The organism is Stenotrophomonas sp. NPDC078853 (genome assembly GCF_044901215.1).
Classification (GTDB): domain Bacteria; phylum Pseudomonadota; class Gammaproteobacteria; order Xanthomonadales; family Xanthomonadaceae; genus Stenotrophomonas; species Stenotrophomonas lacuserhaii.
Genome location: NZ_JBJDOQ010000002.1, coordinates 35,915 through 55,351, shown reverse-complemented (window position 1 = coordinate 55,351; position 19,437 = coordinate 35,915). Strand labels below are relative to the sequence as shown.

The window sequence follows — 19,437 nt, the reverse complement described above, 5'->3', positions numbered from 1 at the left end:
TGGATGCCGCCCGCAACGTGGAAATCCGACATGAGGCAGGGAGGCCTTCTCGCCCACCAGCGCCAGCCCGTTAACGCCGCGCCATGCTCGGCGAGCGCAGCGGCGCGGCAGCGGCGTGAGGACCGCCGATTGCCACCCAGCAACGGCCGAAGACTGACGGCCAGCGCTCGTCACTACCGGGCTTGAACGCGAAAGGGCCGCGGATTTCGCCGCGGCCCCCGATTCACTTCGTGTCGATCCCGGTTACTTGGTGATGTCCACGTTCCTGGTATCGCGCAGGAACAGGCCACCGATGACCACCGTCATCAATGCGATGGCGATCGGGTACCACAGGCCGTAGTAGAGGTTGCCGGTGCCGGCCACCAGCGCGAAGGAGATCGCCGGCAGGAAGCCACCGAACCAGCCGTTGCCGATGTGGTACGGCAGCGACATCGAGGTATAGCGGATGCGGGTCGGGAACAGTTCCACCAGGTAGGCGGCGATCGGGCCGTAGACCATGGTCACGTACAGCACCAGGATCCACAGCATGAAGATCGTGCCGGGGATGTTGATGCGCGCGTTGTCCGCCTTGGCCGGATAGCCTGCGTCCACCAGCGCGGCCTTCAGCTCGGTACCGAAGGCATCGGCCTTGGCCTTGCCGTCTTCCTTGGTCAAGCCAGCCGCTTCATACGAGGCCACCTTGGACGCGCCGACATTCACCACCGCCAGCGAACCGGCCGGTGCCGGCTGCACGTCATACGGCACACCAGCCTTGGTCAGCGCGGCGGTCGCCACGTCGCAGGAGCTGGTGAACTTGCGCAGGCCCACCGGATCGAACTGGAACGAACAGGTGTTCGGATCGGCCACGACCAGTGCCGGCGAATTGGTGCGTGCTTCTTCGATGGCCGGGTTGGCGAAGTGGGTCAGGCCCTTGAACACCGGGATGTAGGTGACCGCAGCCAGCAGGCAGCCTGCCAGGATGATCCACTTGCGACCGATGCGATCGGACAGCCAGCCGAAGAAGATGAAGAACGGCACGCCCAGCGCCAGCGCCGCGGCGATCAGCAGGTAGGAAGTGGTGGCATCGACCTTCAGCATGCTGCTGAGGAAGAACAGCGCGTAGAACTGGCCGCCGTACCACACCACCGCCTGGCCGGCCGCTGCACCCAGCAGGACCAGCAGCATCAACTTCAGGTTGCCGTCCTTCAGGCTGTCACGGAACGGGGTCTTGGAGCCCTTGCCTTCGGCCTTCATCTGCTGGAACAGCGGGGATTCGCTCAGCTGCAGGCGGATCCACACCGAGATGCCCAGCAGCACGATCGACACCAGGAACGGGATGCGCCAGCCCCACGCTTCGAAGGCTTCGTTGCCCAGGAAGTAGCGGCAGGCCAGGATGATCAGCAGCGACATGAACAGACCCAGCGTGGCGGTGCACTGGATGAAGCTGGTGTACAGGCCACGCTTGTTGGCCGGTGCATGCTCGGCCACGTAGGTGGCCGCGCCGCCGTACTCACCGCCCATCGCCAGGCCCTGGGCCAGGCGCAGGATGATCAGGATCACCGGTGCGGCAACGCCGATCGAGGCGTAGTTGGGCAGCACGCCGACCAGGAAGGTCGAGATGCCCATGATCAGGATGTGACCAGGAAGGTGTACTTGCGGCCGATGCGGTCGCCGAGGCTGCCGAAGAAAGCCGCGCCGAACGGACGCACGAAGAAGCCGGCCGCGAACGCCAGCAGGGCGAAGATCATGCCCGTGGTTTCATTGACCCCGCTGAAGAACTGCTTGGCGATGATGGCGGCGAGTGAGCCGTACAGGAAGAAGTCGTACCACTCGAACACCGTGCCAAGGCTCGATGCGAAAATGACTTTCTTGTGGCCGTGCGTCAGTGACGCAGGTGCGGGTGCAGGTGTTGTTGACATGGGAAGCTTCCCCTCCGAAGCATGGTGACGGTGGGTGCCGACCTGGGTCGGCACTCAGTTAAAAGCTGTACTTGGTGGTGAACTGCACGCGGTTGATGTCGCCCTTGCGACCGTCTTCGATTTCGCGCACGCCGTACATGTATTCCGCACCGATATCGACCTTCGGCATCGGCGTATAGAACACGTTGCCACGGATGCTCTGCACGCTCTTGGTGACCAGCGGGCCCAGCGTTCCGTCGTTGTCGTAGTCACTGCGCGCGTAGATCAGGTTGGTGCGCAGCTTCGGGGTGAACGCATGCCGCCAGCCCACGTAACCGGCCAGCACGCCGGTGGTCGCCAGCTCATCGCGCGCGATGTCATAGGCGGTATCGGCGGTGATGCCCAGGCCGATGTAGCGCGAAATGCCTTCGCCTCCGGTGAGCTGGTAGTGCAGCGTGTCCGAGTCGGCCATCACCCATTTGCCGCCCAGCGTCAGGCCGCCGGCGATCTTGTCCGCGTCCGCGCCGGTGGTCTGGTTGTCGACCTTCAGCTGGCGGACCAGGCCGGCCACGCCGAAGGTGCCCCAGTCGCCCTTCCAGCCATAACGCACGGTCAGGTCGGGCAGGCTGCCGCGATCAGAGTTGGCGCTGGCGTTGGTCCACGCACCGGTCACCGGATTGCGCACGCCGGTCAGCGTGGTGGTTTCCGGGTTTTCCAGCGCAACGCTCAGGCCCCCGGTGGTGTAGCGGATCTGTGCCTGGCGCACGAACACCACGCCATCGGTGGGACCGACGAAGTCGGCGGCTTCGGGAAGGGAGGCCGCGTCCATGAAGTTGGTCCAGGTCTGGCCGGCCGTCCACTTGTTCCAGTACATGTAAGCGTGCCGCAGGGTCACGCCGTAGGTATTGGTGGCGGTCTGGTTGCCGAGCGAATTGCCGAAGAAATCCATCTCGAAGAACGCACCGGCCTTGTTGCCGTTCTCGCTGACGTTGTCGATGCCCAGGTTGAAGCGCGAGAACTTGGCGTGGGCGTTGAAGTCCACGTCCGAACGCTCACCGCTGCCGCCCGCGCCGGCCACCGGGGTCTGGCCCGGCAAGTACAGCGCGCGGCCGGTGGCGTCGTCGGCCAGCTGGCCATCGCCGGTCTGGGTGGCCAGGAAATCAGCCTTGATGAAGCCGCCGATCTTGACCGTGGTGCCCGGCGCGGCGCCGGGGGTGATGGTGGTGACCTGGATCGGCTGCTTGCCTGCCGGTACGGCCGGCTTCTGCTCGGCCTGCACCGTCCTCACTTCGGTGACCGCCTGCTGGGTCTGGCTGATCTGGCTCTGCTGCTGTTGCTGCGAAGACAGCAGCAGCTGAACCTGACGCTCCAGCTCGCCCACGCGTGCTTCCAGGGCCTTCTCTCTCGCGGTTTCGGCCAAGGCCATGCCCGGTGCCGCCAGTGCGACCAGCATGCAGGCAGCCAACGGCTTGCGCAGCGTCTTCAACGTACGGTGATTCATGTTGCCCTCTCTCCCAAGTGGCAAATCGAAAGACGCGCGTGGGGCACGGTCGAAGCCGAGGGTGCGACCGGTTGACGCACGGCGGCTATTGGCCATTAGTCGTACCTGCTGCAGCGGGCGGGGCCGTATTCACCGCGCGCAGCCTCTGCGCCTGACGGCTTGCGACCATGGTCTAAGCACGGCGGTGTCGCGGGCGGGGGCGGATCGGGCAAACTGGGTGGCAACGGTTGCGCCGCATGCTGCAACCGCACATCAAAGTCCACGTGCAAGTGAGGGCGCCATGGCTGATCTCTATCCCGTCGACCCGCAGTTCGCCAAGAACGCGCGGATCGACAAAACCACCTACCAGCAGCAGTACCAGGCCTCGATCGCCGATCCCGATGCGTTCTGGGGCGAAGCGGCGCAGCGGCTGCAGTGGTTCAAGCAACCCAGCATCATCAAGAACGTCAGCTACGACCTGGCCGACTTCCACATCAAGTGGTTTGAAGACGGCGAGCTCAACGCCAGCGTGAACTGCCTGGACCGCCAGCTGGAAACGCGTGGCGACAAGACCGCCCTGCTGTTCGAACCGGACAGCCCGGACGCGCCGGCCCAGCACGTCACCTATCGCGCGCTGTACGAGCGCACCTGCCGGCTCGGCAATGCGCTGCGCAGCCTCGGCGTCCAGAAGGGCGACCGCGTCACCATCTATCTGCCGATGATTGTCGATGCGGCCGTGGCCATGCTGGCCTGTGCGCGCATTGGTGCGATCCACTCGGTGGTGTTTGGCGGGTTCGCGCCGAACTCGATTGCCGATCGCGTCAGCGACTGCGCCAGCAAACTGATCATCACCGCCGATGAAGGCCTGCGCGGTGGCAAGAAGATCCCGTTGAAGGCCAATGTCGATGCCGCGCTCAAGCTGCCCGGCACCAACACGGTGGAAACCGTACTGGTGGTCCGCCATACCGGCGGCGCGGTGGACATGCAGGCCCCGCGCGACCGCTGGTTCCACGATGTGGTGGACAGCCAGCCGGCCGAGTGCGAGCCGGAGCGCATGAACGCCGAGGATCCGCTGTTCATCCTCTACACCTCCGGTTCCACCGGCAAGCCGAAAGGTGTGCTGCATACCACCGGTGGTTATCTGTTGTATGCGGCCTACACCCATGAAGCGGTGTTCGACCTGCGCGAAGACGATATCTACTGGTGCACCGCCGATGTCGGCTGGGTCACCGGCCACAGTTACATCGTCTACGGACCACTCGCCAATGGCGCCACCTCGCTGATGTTCGAAGGCGTGCCGAACTTCCCCACCACCTCGCGCTTCTGGGAAGTGATCGACAAACACAAAGTCAGCCTCTTTTACACCGCGCCGACGGCCATCCGCGCGTTGATGCGCGAAGGCGAAGATCCGGTCAAGCGCACCTCGCGCGCGTCATTGCGCCTGCTCGGCAGCGTCGGCGAGCCGATCAATCCGGAGGCCTGGCGCTGGTACTACGAGGTGGTCGGCGACAGCCGCTGCCCGATCGTCGATACGTGGTGGCAGACCGAAACCGGCGGCATCCTGATCTCCCCGCTTCCCGGTGCAGTGGACCTGAAGCCGGGCTCGGCCAGCCTGCCCTTCTTCGGCGTGCAGCCGGCCCTGGTCAATGCCGACGGCGAGATCAAGGACGGCGCCACGGAAGGCAACCTGATCATCCGCGATTCGTGGCCGGGCCAGATGCGCACCGTGTATGGCGACGACCAGCGCTTCATCGATACCTACTTCCGCACCTATCCGGGCGCCTACTTCACCGGCGATGGCTGCCGTCGCGACGAGGACGGCTATTACTGGATCACCGGCCGCGTCGACGATGTCATCAACGTGTCCGGCCACCGCATCGGCACCGCCGAAGTGGAAAGCGCGCTGGTATCGCATCCGAAGGTGGCCGAAGCTGCCGTCGTCGGCTTCCCGCACGAGGTGAAGGGCCAGGGCATCTACGCCTATGTCACCCTGATCGCCGACGAGGCGCCCAGCGACGAACTGCACAAGGAACTGGTGGCATGGGTGCGCAAGGAAATCGGCCCGATCGCCACGCCGGACCACCTGCAGTGGGCCCCCGGCCTGCCGAAGACACGTTCGGGCAAGATCATGCGCCGCATCCTGCGCAAGATCGCCGAGAACGCGCCGGACCAGCTGGGCGACACCTCCACCCTGGCCGATCCGTCGGTGGTGGCCTCGCTGGTGGACGAACGCAAGGTCAAGTAATGCGCCACGCCGCGGACCGGGAGGAGGGCCCGGTCCGCCCATTGGATGCAGCAGCCTTCGCGTGGCGAAGAGCGCTGTGTCCGTCCCCTGCCCCTCCTGTTTTGCGTAAGCTGATCCCATGCCCACCCTCCTGATTGCCGACGACCATCCGCTGTTCCGCGAGGCCTTGCGAGGCGCCGTGAAGCGCGTCATCCCCGGCGTGCAGCTGTTCGAAGCCGACAGCGTGGAAGCGCTGTACGCGCTGGCCGACCAGCACAACGATGCCGACCTGGTCCTGATGGATCTCAACATGCCCGGTGCCCAGGGATTCAATGCACTGGTGCACATGCGATCGCTGCACCCGCACCTGCCGGTGGTGGTGGTGTCCGCGCGCGAGGAACCCAAGGTGATGCGCCGTGCGCTTGATCATGGCGCGTTCGGCTTCATCCCCAAATCGGCTGATTCGGACACCATCGGCCATGCGCTGGGAATGATCCTGGACGGCGAAACGTGGGCACCGCCGGAGGCGCACAACGAGCCACCCACCGGCCGCGAAGAGCGCGAGGTCGGCCAACGCCTGCGCGAGCTCACCCCGCAGCAGTTCCGCGTACTGCAGATGCTGGGCGCGGGGCGCTTGAACAAGCAGATCGCCTACGACCTGAATGTGTCCGAGGCCACCATCAAGGCGCACGTCACCGCCATCCTGCGAAAGCTGGGCGTGACCAACCGCACCCAGGCCGTGCTGATGGCCGGCAAGCTGGCCATCGACGACGAGCAGATCGTGTTGCCGCCGGAAGAGGATTGAGCCGTCTCCGGTAGCGCCGAGTCATGTCCCGGCGGCACTGCACGCCGCGCGTTATAGCCACAGCTATGAAAACCAGCTTCACCTGCGCAATCGCAGGGTGACGCCACAGACCGGGACCCCGGTGCTAAGCTTCGCGTCCCCTTGGGGAGTAGCCGGTTTCCTGCTGCAGGAAACGCCCGTATCAACATGCTCGGCCAGTGCGCCGTGGTGCGGGCAACCATCTTGGTTGGCGAGACCAACGGTCCGCGTGCGCAACGACAGGTTGGGCGCGAACGCGGGCCGTGCGTCCGTCTTCGCCCGACCTGTCGTGAACTTCATGTCCCCTCTTTCGATCCTCCTGATCGGCTTTGCCATGTCCACCGATGCCTTCGCCGCGGCAATCGGCAAGGGCGCCGCCATGCGCAGGCCGGTGTTCCGCGATGCGCTGCGTGCCGGCCTCATCTTTGGCGCCATCGAAGCGATCACCCCGGTGATCGGCTGGATGCTCGGGCGCGCGGCACTGGAGTACGTGGAGGCCTTCGACCACTGGATCGCCTTCGGCCTGCTGATCGCCCTGGGGCTGCACATGATCGTCAACGGCCTGCGTCCGCAGCACGATGATGCCGACGAAGACCCGCAACGCCACCACGGCTTCTGGCAGCTGGCGGTCACCGGTTTGGCCACCAGCATCGATGCCATGGCCGTGGGCGTCGGACTGGCTTTCATGGAGGTACACATCGGCGTGGTGGCGGCGGTCATCGGCCTGTGCACCCTGACCATGGTCACCGCCGGCATCATGCTCGGCCGCGTGCTCGGCAACATGGTTGGCAAGCGCGCGGAGATCATCGGTGGCGTGATCCTGATGATCATCGGCGCCACCATCCTGTACGAGCACCTCAGCGCCGCCGCGTGACCGGCACCCCGCGGCTCACCCTTCCCACCAGCGGCCTGGCCGGCATGGGGTGCCCATCAAGGGGAGGTTGCGGGTACGCCGGTGACGGATGGTCACCACCGATTCCACGGTGGGCCGGCAGCCGTCCGCCAGCGGGCGGATATCGCGCTCGGCGACAGGCAATTCCCGCTGCGCGGGCCTGCGATCCGACCTGGGCCCGGTCACGGAAACGGGCGTTCCTGCGGTGCAGCCATGCACGTATCTTCGGGAACTCGTTCAGCACCCTCCAGCGCTGCTGGTGGACCGTGTCATCAGGATGGCGATCGCGCGGGGGGAGACTCAGTTGTCCGAACGTGCGTAAGCGGCGAGGAACGCACGCAGCGAAGCCGGCTTGATCGGCTTGGTCAGCACACGATAGCCGCGGTCGCGTGCCATCCGCTTGAGCTCATCACGGCCATCAGCCGTGAGCAGGGCACCGGGCAGGTCGCTGCCAGCCGCCTCGCGCAGCGCGACCAGCGTGTCCAGGCCGTCCAGACGATCATGCAGGTGGTAATCGACAAGCATCACATCGGGGTGCGCGGTGATTTTCTCCAGCGCCTGGTCCACGGTGCTGGCGGTGATCACCTGCACCTGCCAGCGCCCGAGCAAGGCACGCATGCCATCGAGGATCTCCTCATCGTTGTCCACGCACAGCACGCGCATGCCGGCCAGTGAATCCGGACGCGAAGCCGGCGCCGCTGCGGCCATCAGTTCCTGCTCGCTGGCGCCCGGGGTCGCCGCTACCCGTGGCAGGGTGATGGAGAACATCGACCCGCTACCGACCCGGCTGCGCGCATTCAATCGATGGTCGAGCAGACGTGAGATGCGCTGGCAGATGGACAGGCCCAGCCCCAGCCCCTGTTCACCCCAGTCGAAGGGCTGCTGGTAGCGATGGAACTCATCGAATATCTGCTGCATGTGGTGTTCGGGAATGCCAGGGCCGGTATCCCATACCTGCAGTTCCACTTCGTCGCCACGCAGGCGCACGGCCAGCACGATGCGGCCCTGCCGGGTGTAACGCAGCGCATTGGCCAGGAAGTTCTGCATCACCCGCCGCAACAACCGGCGGTCACTGCGGACCCAGGCTTGGCGCGCGAACAGGTCCAGGCGCAATCCGCGGCCCGCGGCAACCGGCGAGTACTGGGCCGCCAACTCGCGCATCAGGGCACTGGCATCGAACTCGCCGATCACCGGATTCAGGCCGCCGGCGTCCAGTCGTGAAACGTCCAGCAGGCCATCGAGCAGTTCCTCTGCGGCACGCAGCGAGGCGTCCACGCGCTCGGCCAGATGGCGCTGCTCTTCGTTGTTGTGGTGGCTTTCGCGCAGCGCCGAGGCGAACAGCCGCGCCGCATTAAGTGGCTGCAGCACGTCGTGGCTGATCGCCGCCAGGAAGCGGGTCTTGGACTGTTGCGCCGCCTCGGCAGCATTGGAGCGCTCGGCCACCCGCTGCTCCAGTGTCTCGTTGGCTTCCAGCAGCGCTTTTTCCGCGTGTTTGTAGTCGGTGATGTCGTTGTAGCTGGTGACGTAGCCGCCGCCGGGCAACGCCTGTCCCCGCATCTCGATCACCTTGCCATCGCTGCGCGTACGTTCGAACACGTGCGGCGAGCCGGCACGCATGTAGCGGATGCGGCGGCTGATCTGGCGTTCGATATCGCCCTCGCCCAGCTCACCGCGTTCGGCGTTGTAGCGGATCAGGTCGGCCACCGGGCGGCCCACGTACAGCATGCCGTCCGGATAGCCGAACATGTCCTGGTAGCGCCGGTTCCATGCGGTCAGGCGCATGTCCGGGTCGACCACGCTGACGCCGGCACTGATGTTTTCCAGCGTGGTGGACAGGATCTCCCGATTGAAGCGCAGCTCCTGGCCGGCTTCGTCCAGTACCGCCACCACCTCGCCCAGGTCCATGCCCGAACCGCGCAGCAGGCTGGTCAGCAGCAGGCGGGCCGACGCGGCGCCGATGGAGGCGGCAAGCAGGCGTTCGGTGAACTGCACCCAGGGCCGATCCGCCGGCACCTGGGTCTGCAGTTCGCGCCCCAGCGACTGCGCCTGTTCGAAGAACGAACGGCGCGCATGGCGCTCGCCCACCACCCGCGATGCCAGCGCCAGCAGGTCGCCTACGTGCACGTGGCCCGGCCAGCCACTGGCCACCGAGGGCCGCTGCGCATACGGATCCAGGAACGGTGCCGCGCGCAGGCGCTCGTCCACGCTGGGCCGCCAGCGTGCCGACACCAGCATCATCGTCGCCGCGTTCACCAGCAGCGACCAGAACGTGCCGTGGGTCAACGGATCCCACCCGTTCATGCCGAACAACTGCTGCGGCCGCAGCCATACCACGCCGAACGGCCCTTCGCTCAACCACGCAGCATCCACCAGGCCGGACTGGGTCAGCGCGGGCAACAGCAGGGTGTAGATCCAGGTGGCGAAGCCCAGCACGATGCCGGTTTCCACGCCGCGGCGGCTGGCCCCGCGCCAGTACAACCCACCGATCAGCCCGGGCGCGAACTGCGCCACCGCCGCGAACGCCATCAGGCCATAGGACGCCAGCGAGTTGTCGTTGCCGCTGCTGCGGTAGTACGTGTAGGCGATCAGCGCCAGGAACAGGATCGCCAGGCGGCGGATCCACAACACCCGCGATGCCACGTCCGCCGCCTCGCCGGTGCCCCCGCTGCGTCGCAGCAGCACCGGCATGACCAGGTCGTTGCTGATCATCGTGGCCAGGGCGATCGACGATACGATGACCATGCCGGTCGCCGCCGAGAACCCCCCGACATAGGCCACCAGCGCCAGCGCGTTGCGGCCCTCGTGCAGGGGCAGGGCCAGTACCATCGCATCGTCGGCCACCGTGCCGCCGGTGCCGAACAGGCTGACACCGGCCGTGGCGATGGGGATCACCATCGCCGAGATCACCACCAGGTAGCCGCCGAACATCCAGCGCGCGCGGTGCACGTCACGCACATCGCCACACTCCACCACCGCCACGTGGAACTGCCGCGGCAGGCACACGATGGCCAGGAAGCTGAGCAGGGTCTGCGATATGAACCCCACCGGGGGCAACGAAGTGAACAGCGTATGCGCCGACTGCACCACCGCATCGGTGCGCTCGCTCAGCCACAGGTAGGCGAACACGCCCACGGCCACCATCGCCAGCAGCTTGATCACCGATTCCAGCGCGATGGCCAGCATCATGCCGTGGTGGTGTTCGGTGGCATCCACCTGGCGGGTACCGAACAAGGTGGCGAACAAGGCCATCAGCAGCGCCACGTACAACGCCGGATCACTGAAGTAGCCGGTCGGCCCGCTATCGCCGGTCAGTACCTGCAGGCTCATCGCAACGGCTTTGTACTGCAGCGCCAGGTAGGGCACCACGCCGATCAGCGCGATGATCGCCACCAGCGCCGCCAGCCGCCGCGAGCGACCGAAGCGCGATGAGATGAAGTCGGCGATGGAGACCACATTCTGGCTGCGCGCCACCAGCGCCAGGCGTTCGATGATGCGCCAGCCGAACAGCATCATCAGCAGTGGGCCGATGTAGATCGACAGATAGCCCACCCCGCTGCGCACCGCCGTCCCGACCGCACCGTAGAAGGTCCACGAGGAGCAGTACACCGCCAGCGCCAGGCTGTAGACCACCGGGCGCAGCCAGGGCCGGTCCGGATACAGCGGGCGTCGGTCACCCCACCACGCCACGCCGAACAGCAGCGCAGCATAGGCGACGGACACCAGCAGCAGGATCCAGCTGGAAACCAAAGGCGGTCTTCCGGGGCGGCAGTGCCGACAGTGTAGTGGGTTGGGTGGCGGTCAGCCTGTGTGCAGGCGAGCGCTCGATGAAGGCCGTCGCCCGGGACAGCGCCAGGCAGGGCATCGTGCTGTCATCGGTGCGCATCGTGGAAGGCTGGGACCAGGGCGTGCACGGACTGTTCGTCTGTGCGTGGAGCGCCACGACCGCCCCGCCTGTGTTCCAACCGCAGCCAGGCAGCAACGCCATCGGCTGGGATCCGAACAACCCGCTGGATGTCCCGCAATACCGTCAGCCCACCTTCGATGCCATGGATGCACCGGTGCGCCGCCTGCTGCTGACGTTCATCGCGCGCTGAGGGGGGGGGCCACCCTTCTGCCGCCGGCCCCGCTCATTGTTCCGCCGGCACACCCATTTCCTGCAGCAGTGCAGGGGCCGGATAGACCTTGGCCAGCAGCCAGCGCAGGTAACGCATGTCCACGTGGACGGCGCGCTTGAAGCGCGGATCGAACCACCAGCTGGCGCTGACCGACTCCCAGTTGCTGTCGAAGTTGAGGCCGATCAGTTCGCCCTTGGCATTGAGCACGGGGGAGCCTGAGTTGCCGCCGGTGGTATCCAGGTTGGTCAGGAAGTTGACCGTCTGGGTCTTCAGCGCCGGATCGGCGGTGCTGCCAAAGTCGCCCTTGGCGATGGCGTCCAGCAGCGGGCGCGGTGCATCGAACGGATACGCATTGGTGTTTTTCTCCACGATGCCGGCCACGGTGGTCACCGGATCGAAGTGCACGCCATCGCGCGGGCTCAGCGCTTCCACCTTGCCGAAGCTGATGCGCAGGCTGCGGTTGGCGTCGGGGTAGACCGCCCGGCCCTGCTGGGCACGCCAGGCGAACAATGCCTGCATGTAGGCCGGCCGCAGGCGCAGGCCCTCGCCCTCGCGGGTCTTGCGCTCGCCTTCCACGCGCAGCTGCGCCTGTACCAGCGGGCCGGCCAGGGCCAGCAGGGGATCCGGCGCCAGCGCCTTGCCCTCACGCGCTGCGGCAAAGCGCGACAGCCGCTGTGCTTCATCGCCGAGCGTGGTGCGTGCATACAGGCCATCGAGCGCGCTGCCCAGCGACTGCGGCGTGCGCCCGAAGGCGGCATCGAACTCCGCCAGGCGCTGCGCATCCGGCAACTGCTGGTAGCGGCCCAGCAGCGCACCCAGCAAGGCTTTTTCGACGCCCGGCGCATAGCGCCGCTGGGCCTGCTTCAACACCCCTTCGATCAGTGCCTGGTCGCGCTGCTGGAAGCCGCTTTCACGCTGGGCATCCGGCTTGGCCGATTCCAGCCGCAGGCGCTCCAGCAGCAGTGCCGAGCGCAGCAGCTGGGTCTGGCTGGCGATCTGGTCCAGCAGCAGGTCGCGCTCACCTAGCGAGGCGCCCTGTGACAGCGTGGCCAGCAGGGCCTGGATATCATCGCGATAGCGGGTATCGGCACTGGCCAGCATCGCCTGCTCGTCACTGGCACGCCGGGCCTTCGCGTCGCTGCGCAGCAGCCCCTCCAGTTCACCGGCGGCGCGCTTGCGGTTGTTCTTCAGCGACTGCAGCTGCGAGGCATAGCGGGTGCGTGCCTGCGCATCGCCCTGGGTCGCCGCCTCGATGGTGTCGATCATCTGCTGGAAAAGCGCGACGCGGCGCGGCAGCACGCTGTCGATCTGGCTGGCGAACTCGTTGGCAGTGCGATGCCGATAGGTGATTCCCGGGTAACCGGCCAGCATCGCGAAGTCGCCCGCCTTCGGGCCCTGCAAGGACATCTGCAGGTGCGCCGGCGCCTGGTAGGGCACGTTGTCGGGGCTGTACGCGGCAGGCTTGCCATCCTTGCCGACGTAGGCGCGCAACAGGGTGAAATCACCGGTGTGGCGCGGCCACATGAAATTGTCGATCTCGTCGCCATAGTTGCCGATCGCCCGCGGCGGTGCGTAGACCAGCCGCACGTCGCTGAGTTCCAGCTGGGAAATACGGTAGAAATCGGTGCCGTAGTACATGTCGGCCACCGAGCAGCGCACGCTGCCGTCGCGTTCGCAGTCGGCCACGATCTGCTTGCTGGCGCTGTCCACGGCATCGAAATAGGCACGCCCGGTCTTGCCCTTGGCCTGCGCCAGCACCTGATCGGTGACCTTGTCGAATCCCACCGTGACCAGTACGCGGAAATCCGGATTGGACGGCCGCTCATCGCCCCGGCCCTTGGCAATGAAGCCCTCGTCGATCAGGTTGTGCTCGGGGGTGCTGTTGTACTGGATCACGCCCATGGCCACGTGATGGTTGGTCAGCAGCAGCCCTTCGGGAGAGACGAACGAGGCGGTGCCGCCCCCTGCGCGCACCACCGCGCTGAGCGGCGGCGCGGTGACATTGGCGAGATCGCGCGGATCGCCCTTGAAACCGGCCGCTTTCAGCGGCTTGGCCAGCGCTGGCAGCTGGGTGGGCATCCACATGCCTTCGTCGGCATGTGCGCCTGCCGCCATGGACAGGCCCAGGGCCAGGGAGACGGAAAGGGTTGTGCGGGAGAACATGCGGGCATCCGGCGGATCAGGTCAGCCCGTGACCTTAGCCTCTGCGTGCCCCACACGACAACCGCCGGACCTTGGGCAGGTCCTGGCCGGCAGCCGGGCCAGCGTGCGCAGGCCGCTGACCTCGATGACACCAGCGTCCTCGGGACGCTCCGCGACGCCGCTATTTTTCGCGGCGCCAGTTCAACGAGCCCCGGTTCTCCACCGTGCTCGATTCCACCTCGATATCGAAGCCGCGACTGAGCAGGTATTTCAGTGTCAGCACCGACCCGCTGCCCACCAGTGAAACGCCGTAACCGACATACAACTTCGGCGAAATGAACTTGCCCACGCCCAGCACCGATCCGCCAAGCGCGCGTGACTGGCTGACGCCCGCGTCATCCAGCCCCAGTTTCGCGCCCAGCTGCGAGGCAAGCAGCCCGCTGCCGGCCGACAGGGCCGCCGATGCGGCGTTGACCTGCTGGGTCTGGTCGCTGGTGGCCCCGGTCAGGCTGCGGCCGAGCACCAGGTAACCGAGCGCCTCGGATTGCGACATGGACGGATCCGACCACACCTGCGCACGCGGCTGCATCGCACGACCGGTGACGTCGATGCCGGCGGTCACATCGCCGATGCGACGTTCCGCGCGCAGGTTGATGCGTGGATCGGACACCGGGTTGTAGTTCCAGGTCAGCTGGCCGCGCGTGATGGTCAGGTCCTGGCCGTAGGCCTTGTAGCGGCCACTCACTTCCAGCCCGCCGTTGGCGGTCATTTCGCGACCCGGCTTGGCCCATACCTGCATCTTGCCGGTCAATGCGCCCTTCAGGCCGAAACCGGCCATCTTGACGTTGTCGCCGAGGCTGACCGTCAGGTCCATGTCCAGCGGCGAGCTGGCGGTCTCTTCCGGATCCACCGGATCAAGCACCACCACGTCCGAGGATACGGAGGTACCGCGGTCGAGGCGTTCCAGGTCGATGTCGGCCTCCGGCACCAGCACCTCGCCCTTCAGCTGCATGGTGGTGCCGGCCAGGGTGAAATCCAGGTCCGGGTTGGCCACCACGCGCAGTTCGCTTGTGTTGGACAACAGGACGTTCTCACCGTGGATATGCAGCTGCAGCGGCTGTGCATCGCCGAACCATGACAGGCCACCGTCCACATACAGCGTGCCCTTGCCGGAATTGGCCTGCGCGGTGATCTTCGCCGAGCCATCCGGTTGGGCGGTGAAGTCGCCCTTGCCCTGTTCGAAGGTCAGGCCCAGAGCCGGGAATTCGCCCTTGAAGTCGCTCAGCGTGGCCTCGCCGCCCAGCAGCGGCTGGCTGCGGGTTCCACGCAGGCTCACGTGGCCTTCGATCAGGCCGGTCGGCCGCACGATATCCGGTGAGAACAGTTCCAGCCAGTACAGCCGCGCCATGTTGAGGTACAGCTCACCATTCAACGGAGCGCTGGCATCCCAACCGGTCTGCACCTTGGCGTTGACGAAGCCGTTGCCCTGGAAGCCCATGCCGAGGAAGCCGTCGATACGTGCAGGCGTCATGTCCAGCGTGATCGAGAACTGGTCGTACTTCAGCAGTTCGCCGCGGGCGTTGTCGCCCAGGCGCACGCCACCTTCGGCCGAACGCACCTCCACGTTGCCTTCCCAGGCATTGCCGCGCGGTCGGATCTGCGCGTCCATCGTCACCTCCCCGCGCAGGAAGATGCGACGCCCGGAGGTCGGCGGCAGCCACGGCTGCACCAGGGTCAGCGGCAGCGCGTCGCCGCGCACCACCAGCCCTTCGCGCGGCCAGTTGGCATGCACGCACAGCGCACCCCCGGTGGCCGGGGCCAGGCAGGTTTCGGTCAGGCTGTAGTTGCTGCCGTTGATCGCGAAATCCGACGCGCTGCGCAGCACCCAGGGATCACCCTTCTGCGGTTCAAGCCGCAGCGATTCAAGCTTGCCGCGCCACTGCTGGCCCTGCTGGCGGACACTGCCCTGCAGGTCCACCGCGCCCATGTCGTTGCGGCCCTGTGCGGTCAACCGCAGGTTGCTGACGCTGCCCTGCGCGTCCACCTTCAGGCTTTCCAGCAGCATCCCGGCGTTGACGTTGCGGCCCTGCAGCGCCAGCGTGCCACTGTCGCCGCTCCATGGCAGGCGACCCTTCAGGCTGATCGCTTCGGCCGCGTAATCGTCCCAGCGCAGGTTGCTGCCCACCAGGTCGGCGGTGATGTCCGGCGCGTCGCGCCGCCCCTTGACCTGCACCGTGCCCTGCAGGCCGCCATCGGCACCCGGCAGCAGGTCACTGAGCTGCAGCGGCTCAAAGCGCGCATCGATGTCCAGCCGGTCGCCGACCTTGCCCGAGGCGGTGACACGACTCGCACCGACGGCCAACTTCAGCTGGCCTTCGCCCTGCTCGCCCTGCATCGCGAACTTGCCCTGCGCATCCACCGCACGCTGCCGCAATCTGCCCTTCAGGGAGGGCAGATCGACCGTCGCTTCGATGACGCCGGCGGTCCCCGGCGGTGCATTGGCCGGCACCGGCAGCTGGCGGCCGGTGCTGGCAAGATTGCCGGACAAGCGCCCGTCCCAGCCCGGCATGAAGTAGCCCGGATCGAACGCGTCGAGTGTCGCCTTGGCGTCCCATTGCAGCTGCGGCGCCCAGGCCACGTTGCCTTCCACCTCGAGCGTGCCGCCGGGCGTGCGAGCCTGCAGCTGCTCGATGCGTGCTGCGTTTTCGTTGCCACGCACATCGAACTGCAGCGCCGCCTTCTGGCCGTCGCGCTCGATGTCGGCCGTGCCGATCGCTGCCCACGCCTGCAGCGTACCGGCCAGCCCCATGCGGGCTTCGCGCAAGGTCACCGGCACCGCCGCACCGCCGGCGGTGTTGGGATCAGCAGCCGGGGTATACGTCAGGTCATTGGCGACGATGGAAAAATCGAGTTTCTGGTTGTCCTGCTCGCGGAAGTCGGCACTGCCCTTCAACCGCACCTGTCCGCCGAACGCCTTGACCACCAGCGGCGATACCTTCAGCACCTGGTCTTCCAGCTGCACCTTGGACGGGGCAAGCTCGACCTTCTGTTCGCCAAGCTGGGCGGTACCCTGCAGGTCGGCACTGCCGCCCTTGCCGGACGCGGTGAAGTCCAGCGTCAGCGGCTCCAGCGTGGAGGCGCTCAGCGCCGGGGTCAGCAAGCGCACGTCCAGCGCATCGGTGCGTGCGCTGGCCTTCCAGGTGGGATCGGTGCGGCCGTCGAACACCAGCATCGCGCGCAGCGGCTCGGGTGCACGACCGGCCACGGCCACTTCCATATGGCCCAGGTTGCCGCGTGCCACCAGGCCCACGCTGGCAGGCGTACGGCCACGCGGCGCCGGCAGGATGGCGGTGACGCTCAGGTCGGTGTCGTAGTCATCGGAGGGAATGTAATGGCCGTTGATGCGGACGTTGCCCATGTCGCTGTCCACCAGCAACTGGTTGGCCTTGAACTCGCCGTTGGCGATTTCCAGTCCACCGCCGATGCGCGCGATGTCGATGGTCGGCTCGCCGCCGGTGGTGACGCGCAGCCCGTTGACCTGGATGACGTCGGCCTGGATGGCCAAGGGCATCTCGATCTGCGGCAGCGAGTCCGGCCATGACGGCAGCTCGAAGGGCGCTTCGCTCTTGGCCAGGTTCAGCGTGGCATTGTCCAGTTCCAGCCGGTCCAGCAGCAGCTTGCGGCCCAGCAGTGGACGCAGGTCCGGCTCCAGGTGTGCGCGATCGGCGTGGAAGTGGATGTCGTTGTAACGGAAATCGACGTTGTGCAGGGTGAGCGGTCCGGCCACCGGGCCTTCGGCCTTGTCCCAGGTGAAACTGGCGCCTGCCGGCAGCCGCGCGATCACCTGCGCCAGCAGCACATCGCGGCCGGCGACGGTCTGCAGCAACCAGTACACCGCCAGCAGGCCTACCAGCACCAGGCCAAGCACGCCCACGCCGGACCACGCCCAGAAACGACGACGCCGGTAGAAGCGCCGGCGTGGCACGGGGGCCTGCGCGTTGGGTGCGTTCGGCGGGGTCGGGGTCGGCGTGCTCACAGGTCAGCTCCGATGTTCAGGTAGATCTGGAACTGTGAGTCCGGATCGTTCAGGCCATGGGCGATGTCCACGCGTACCGGGCCGACCGGCGACTTCCAGCGCACGCCGAAACCGACGCCGGTGTGCAGGTCGATGGTGTTGTCGAAGGCGCTGCCGGTATCGACGAACACCGCCGCGCCCCACGGCCCATCATTGAAGTAATGCTCGTACTCGGCCGAGCCCACCACCAGGTGCTTGGCACCAAGGGCGAACTTGTCCGGTTCAGGCGTCCGCGGGCCCACTTCACGCCAGGCGTAACCGCGGATGCTGCGATCGCCGCCGGCGAAGTAGCGCAGGCTGGGCGGCATCGCGACCAGGTCACTGGTCCAGGTGGTGCCGCCCTCACCGCGCAGGATCAGGCGATTGGTCTGGCCCAGCGGCACGTACCAGCGCAGCACCATGTTGGCCTGCACGAAGCTGGTGTCCGAGCCGGCGCCTTCCACGCCACCGCGCATCGTCGCGCTGCCGCTGATGCCACTGCGCGGGAACAAGCGGTCATCGACGTTGACGTAGTCCGCCGCGATCTGCGGATAGACCAGGGTGGAATACTGGTAGACCGCATCGGTGAACTCGGTTCCCGATGCATAGCCCCATCGCTCACGGAGCGCGTTGAGCGATGCGGTGGCGGTCCAGAATTCGTTGATCTGCCCGCTGCGGCTGGCGATCAGTTTCAGGTTGCGCAGATCGATGTAGTCGGTCTGCTCGTCGTAGGCGCTGGCGGCGAACGTATACCAGCCATCGAGCCAGCGGAAGGCCGGGATCCGATAGCTTGTAGTGAGGCTTTTACGCTTCTGGGCATAGTCCAGCTGCGTGTTCATCTTGTGCCCACGGCTGTTGAGCCACCGGCGCTCCAGGCCGCCACGCACACCGGCGCCGCTCTCGCTGCCATAGCTCAGGCCGGTGGTGTAGATGCTGCGCTTGGCACGGGTCAGGTTGACGTCCACGGGCACATTGCCGTTTTCGTCGGCTTGTTCCGGCTTGGGCTGGATGTCGATGGTGCTGAAGTAATCCAGCTTGGTCAGCGATTCACGCAGCCTGTCCAGCTTGCCCTCGTGGAAATAGCTGCCCTCTTCCCAATACACCAGCGGATCGAACAGCTTGTCGACGAAGTAATTCTGCTTGAAGGTGATCGGGCCCATGTTGTAACGGCGCCCGCTGTCCCAGGCCAGATCGATATCCGCCGCGTTTTCCGCCCGCGTGACCTGCACCTGGTGCTGGGTGTAATCGGCATCGAAATAGCCGCGCTCGGCCAGTCGCCGGGTCACGGTGATCTTGCTGGCTTCGTACAACGTATGTTCGAAAGCGTCACCCTTGCGCGGCCTGAACGCCTCCAGGTCATCCTGCAGGTAACGGTCGTACATGGCCGGGCCGGTGATCTCGATGTGGTCCTCGCGGACCCGTACCGGCTCGCCCTTTTTCACATCGATCACCACGCGCAGGGTGTCGCCCGTACGCGGCGCCTCGACCGTGATGGTCGGGTTGTAGAAACCGAACGGCTCCAGCGCCTGCCGGGTCTGGCGCTCGGCCTGTGACAGCAGATACTCCAGCCGGGATTCGCCCTGCACTTTGCCGATCGTGTCGAAAAGCGTCAGCGAGACCTGGATGTTTTCGATGATCTCGGCATCGCCGCCCTTGTCCAGGCCGCGGATATCCACCTTTTCGATAGTGCCGCGCGCGTGGGCCTGGGGGCTGGCCAGCACGGCAAGGCAGAACAGGGGAAGGGCGATTTTCGGTAGCTGCATCAGCACAGCATAGCCGGGGCCGATGACATCGGGAATGAAGGCGGCCACGCTGCCCCTCCCAGGAACA

At 66.3% G+C, this 19,437-nt stretch carries 9 protein-coding genes and 1 pseudogene; 4 read left to right on the top strand and 6 right to left on the bottom strand.

Annotated features, from left to right (window positions below; translation table 11 throughout):
* Positions 1-243: 243 nt before the first annotated feature.
* Both ACI2JH_RS02460 and ACI2JH_RS02455 read right to left on the bottom strand, forming a co-directional pair.
* A pseudogene (locus ACI2JH_RS02460) lies at positions 244-1,898 on the bottom strand (MFS transporter).
* Positions 1,899-1,956: 58 nt separating this feature from the next.
* Complete coding sequence (locus tag ACI2JH_RS02455; RefSeq protein ID WP_404735338.1) at positions 1,957-3,378, bottom strand: DcaP family trimeric outer membrane transporter; 1,422 nt, start codon at positions 3,376-3,378, stop codon at positions 1,957-1,959.
* A 280-nt stretch (positions 3,379-3,658) separates the two neighbouring features.
* Between ACI2JH_RS02455 and acs the strand changes: the two genes are divergently transcribed.
* From acs to mntP, 3 genes are all read left to right on the top strand, one after another.
* A complete protein-coding gene (gene acs, locus ACI2JH_RS02450; protein WP_101099456.1) occupies positions 3,659-5,602 on the top strand; it encodes an acetate--CoA ligase in 1,944 nt (647 codons plus the stop codon).
* Positions 5,603-5,720: 118 nt separating this feature from the next.
* Entirely contained in the window at positions 5,721-6,386 is a 666-nt protein-coding gene (locus tag ACI2JH_RS02445) for a response regulator transcription factor (protein WP_042612002.1), read from the top strand.
* Between the two features lie 316 nt (positions 6,387-6,702).
* On the top strand, positions 6,703-7,278 hold the full coding sequence (gene mntP, locus ACI2JH_RS02440) for a manganese efflux pump MntP (protein WP_404735337.1): 576 nt from the start codon (positions 6,703-6,705) through the stop codon (positions 7,276-7,278).
* A 318-nt stretch (positions 7,279-7,596) separates the two neighbouring features.
* On the opposite strand, the gene ACI2JH_RS02435 is transcribed toward mntP, so the two are convergent.
* Positions 7,597-11,043 carry a NahK/ErcS family hybrid sensor histidine kinase/response regulator gene (locus ACI2JH_RS02435; protein WP_404735336.1) on the bottom strand — a complete coding sequence of 1,149 codons (3,447 nt, stop codon included), beginning with the start codon at positions 11,041-11,043 and terminating at the stop codon, positions 7,597-7,599.
* A 77-nt stretch (positions 11,044-11,120) separates the two neighbouring features.
* Here ACI2JH_RS02435 and ACI2JH_RS02430 point away from each other — a divergent pair, with 77 nt between their 5' ends.
* Complete coding sequence (locus ACI2JH_RS02430) at positions 11,121-11,390, top strand: hypothetical protein (RefSeq protein WP_404735335.1); 270 nt, start codon at positions 11,121-11,123, stop codon at positions 11,388-11,390.
* Positions 11,391-11,423: 33 nt separating this feature from the next.
* Here the strand turns inward: ACI2JH_RS02430 and ACI2JH_RS02425 are convergent, their stop codons facing one another.
* The 3 genes from ACI2JH_RS02425 to ACI2JH_RS02415 form a co-directional block, all read right to left on the bottom strand.
* A complete protein-coding gene (locus ACI2JH_RS02425) occupies positions 11,424-13,574 on the bottom strand; it encodes a S46 family peptidase (protein WP_404735334.1) in 2,151 nt (716 codons plus the stop codon).
* A gap of 160 nt (positions 13,575-13,734) precedes the next feature.
* Positions 13,735-17,589, bottom strand: coding sequence for a translocation/assembly module TamB domain-containing protein (locus tag ACI2JH_RS02420; RefSeq protein ID WP_404735333.1), 3,855 nt, complete (start codon positions 17,587-17,589; stop codon positions 13,735-13,737).
* On the bottom strand, positions 17,586-19,370 hold the full coding sequence (locus ACI2JH_RS02415) for an autotransporter assembly complex family protein (RefSeq protein WP_101099504.1): 1,785 nt from the start codon (positions 19,368-19,370) through the stop codon (positions 17,586-17,588). The genes ACI2JH_RS02420 and ACI2JH_RS02415 overlap by 4 nt, the downstream gene beginning before the upstream one ends.
* Positions 19,371-19,437: the final 67 nt, after the last annotated feature.

Excerpts from the sequence above, each read along its gene's own strand:
- ACI2JH_RS02425 (WP_404735334.1), bottom strand. The coding sequence starts at position 13,574 with ATGTTCTCCCGCACAACCCTTTCCGTCTCCCTGGCCCTGGGCCTGTCC.
- acs (WP_101099456.1), top strand. The coding sequence starts at position 3,659 with ATGGCTGATCTCTATCCCGTCGACCCGCAGTTCGCCAAGAACGCGCGG.
- ACI2JH_RS02455 (WP_404735338.1), bottom strand. The coding sequence starts at position 3,378 with ATGAATCACCGTACGTTGAAGACGCTGCGCAAGCCGTTGGCTGCCTGC.
- ACI2JH_RS02415 (WP_101099504.1), bottom strand. The coding sequence starts at position 19,370 with ATGCAGCTACCGAAAATCGCCCTTCCCCTGTTCTGCCTTGCCGTGCTG.
- ACI2JH_RS02430 (WP_404735335.1), top strand. The coding sequence starts at position 11,121 with ATGAAGGCCGTCGCCCGGGACAGCGCCAGGCAGGGCATCGTGCTGTCA.
- ACI2JH_RS02445 (WP_042612002.1), top strand. The coding sequence starts at position 5,721 with ATGCCCACCCTCCTGATTGCCGACGACCATCCGCTGTTCCGCGAGGCC.
- mntP (WP_404735337.1), top strand. The coding sequence starts at position 6,703 with ATGTCCCCTCTTTCGATCCTCCTGATCGGCTTTGCCATGTCCACCGAT.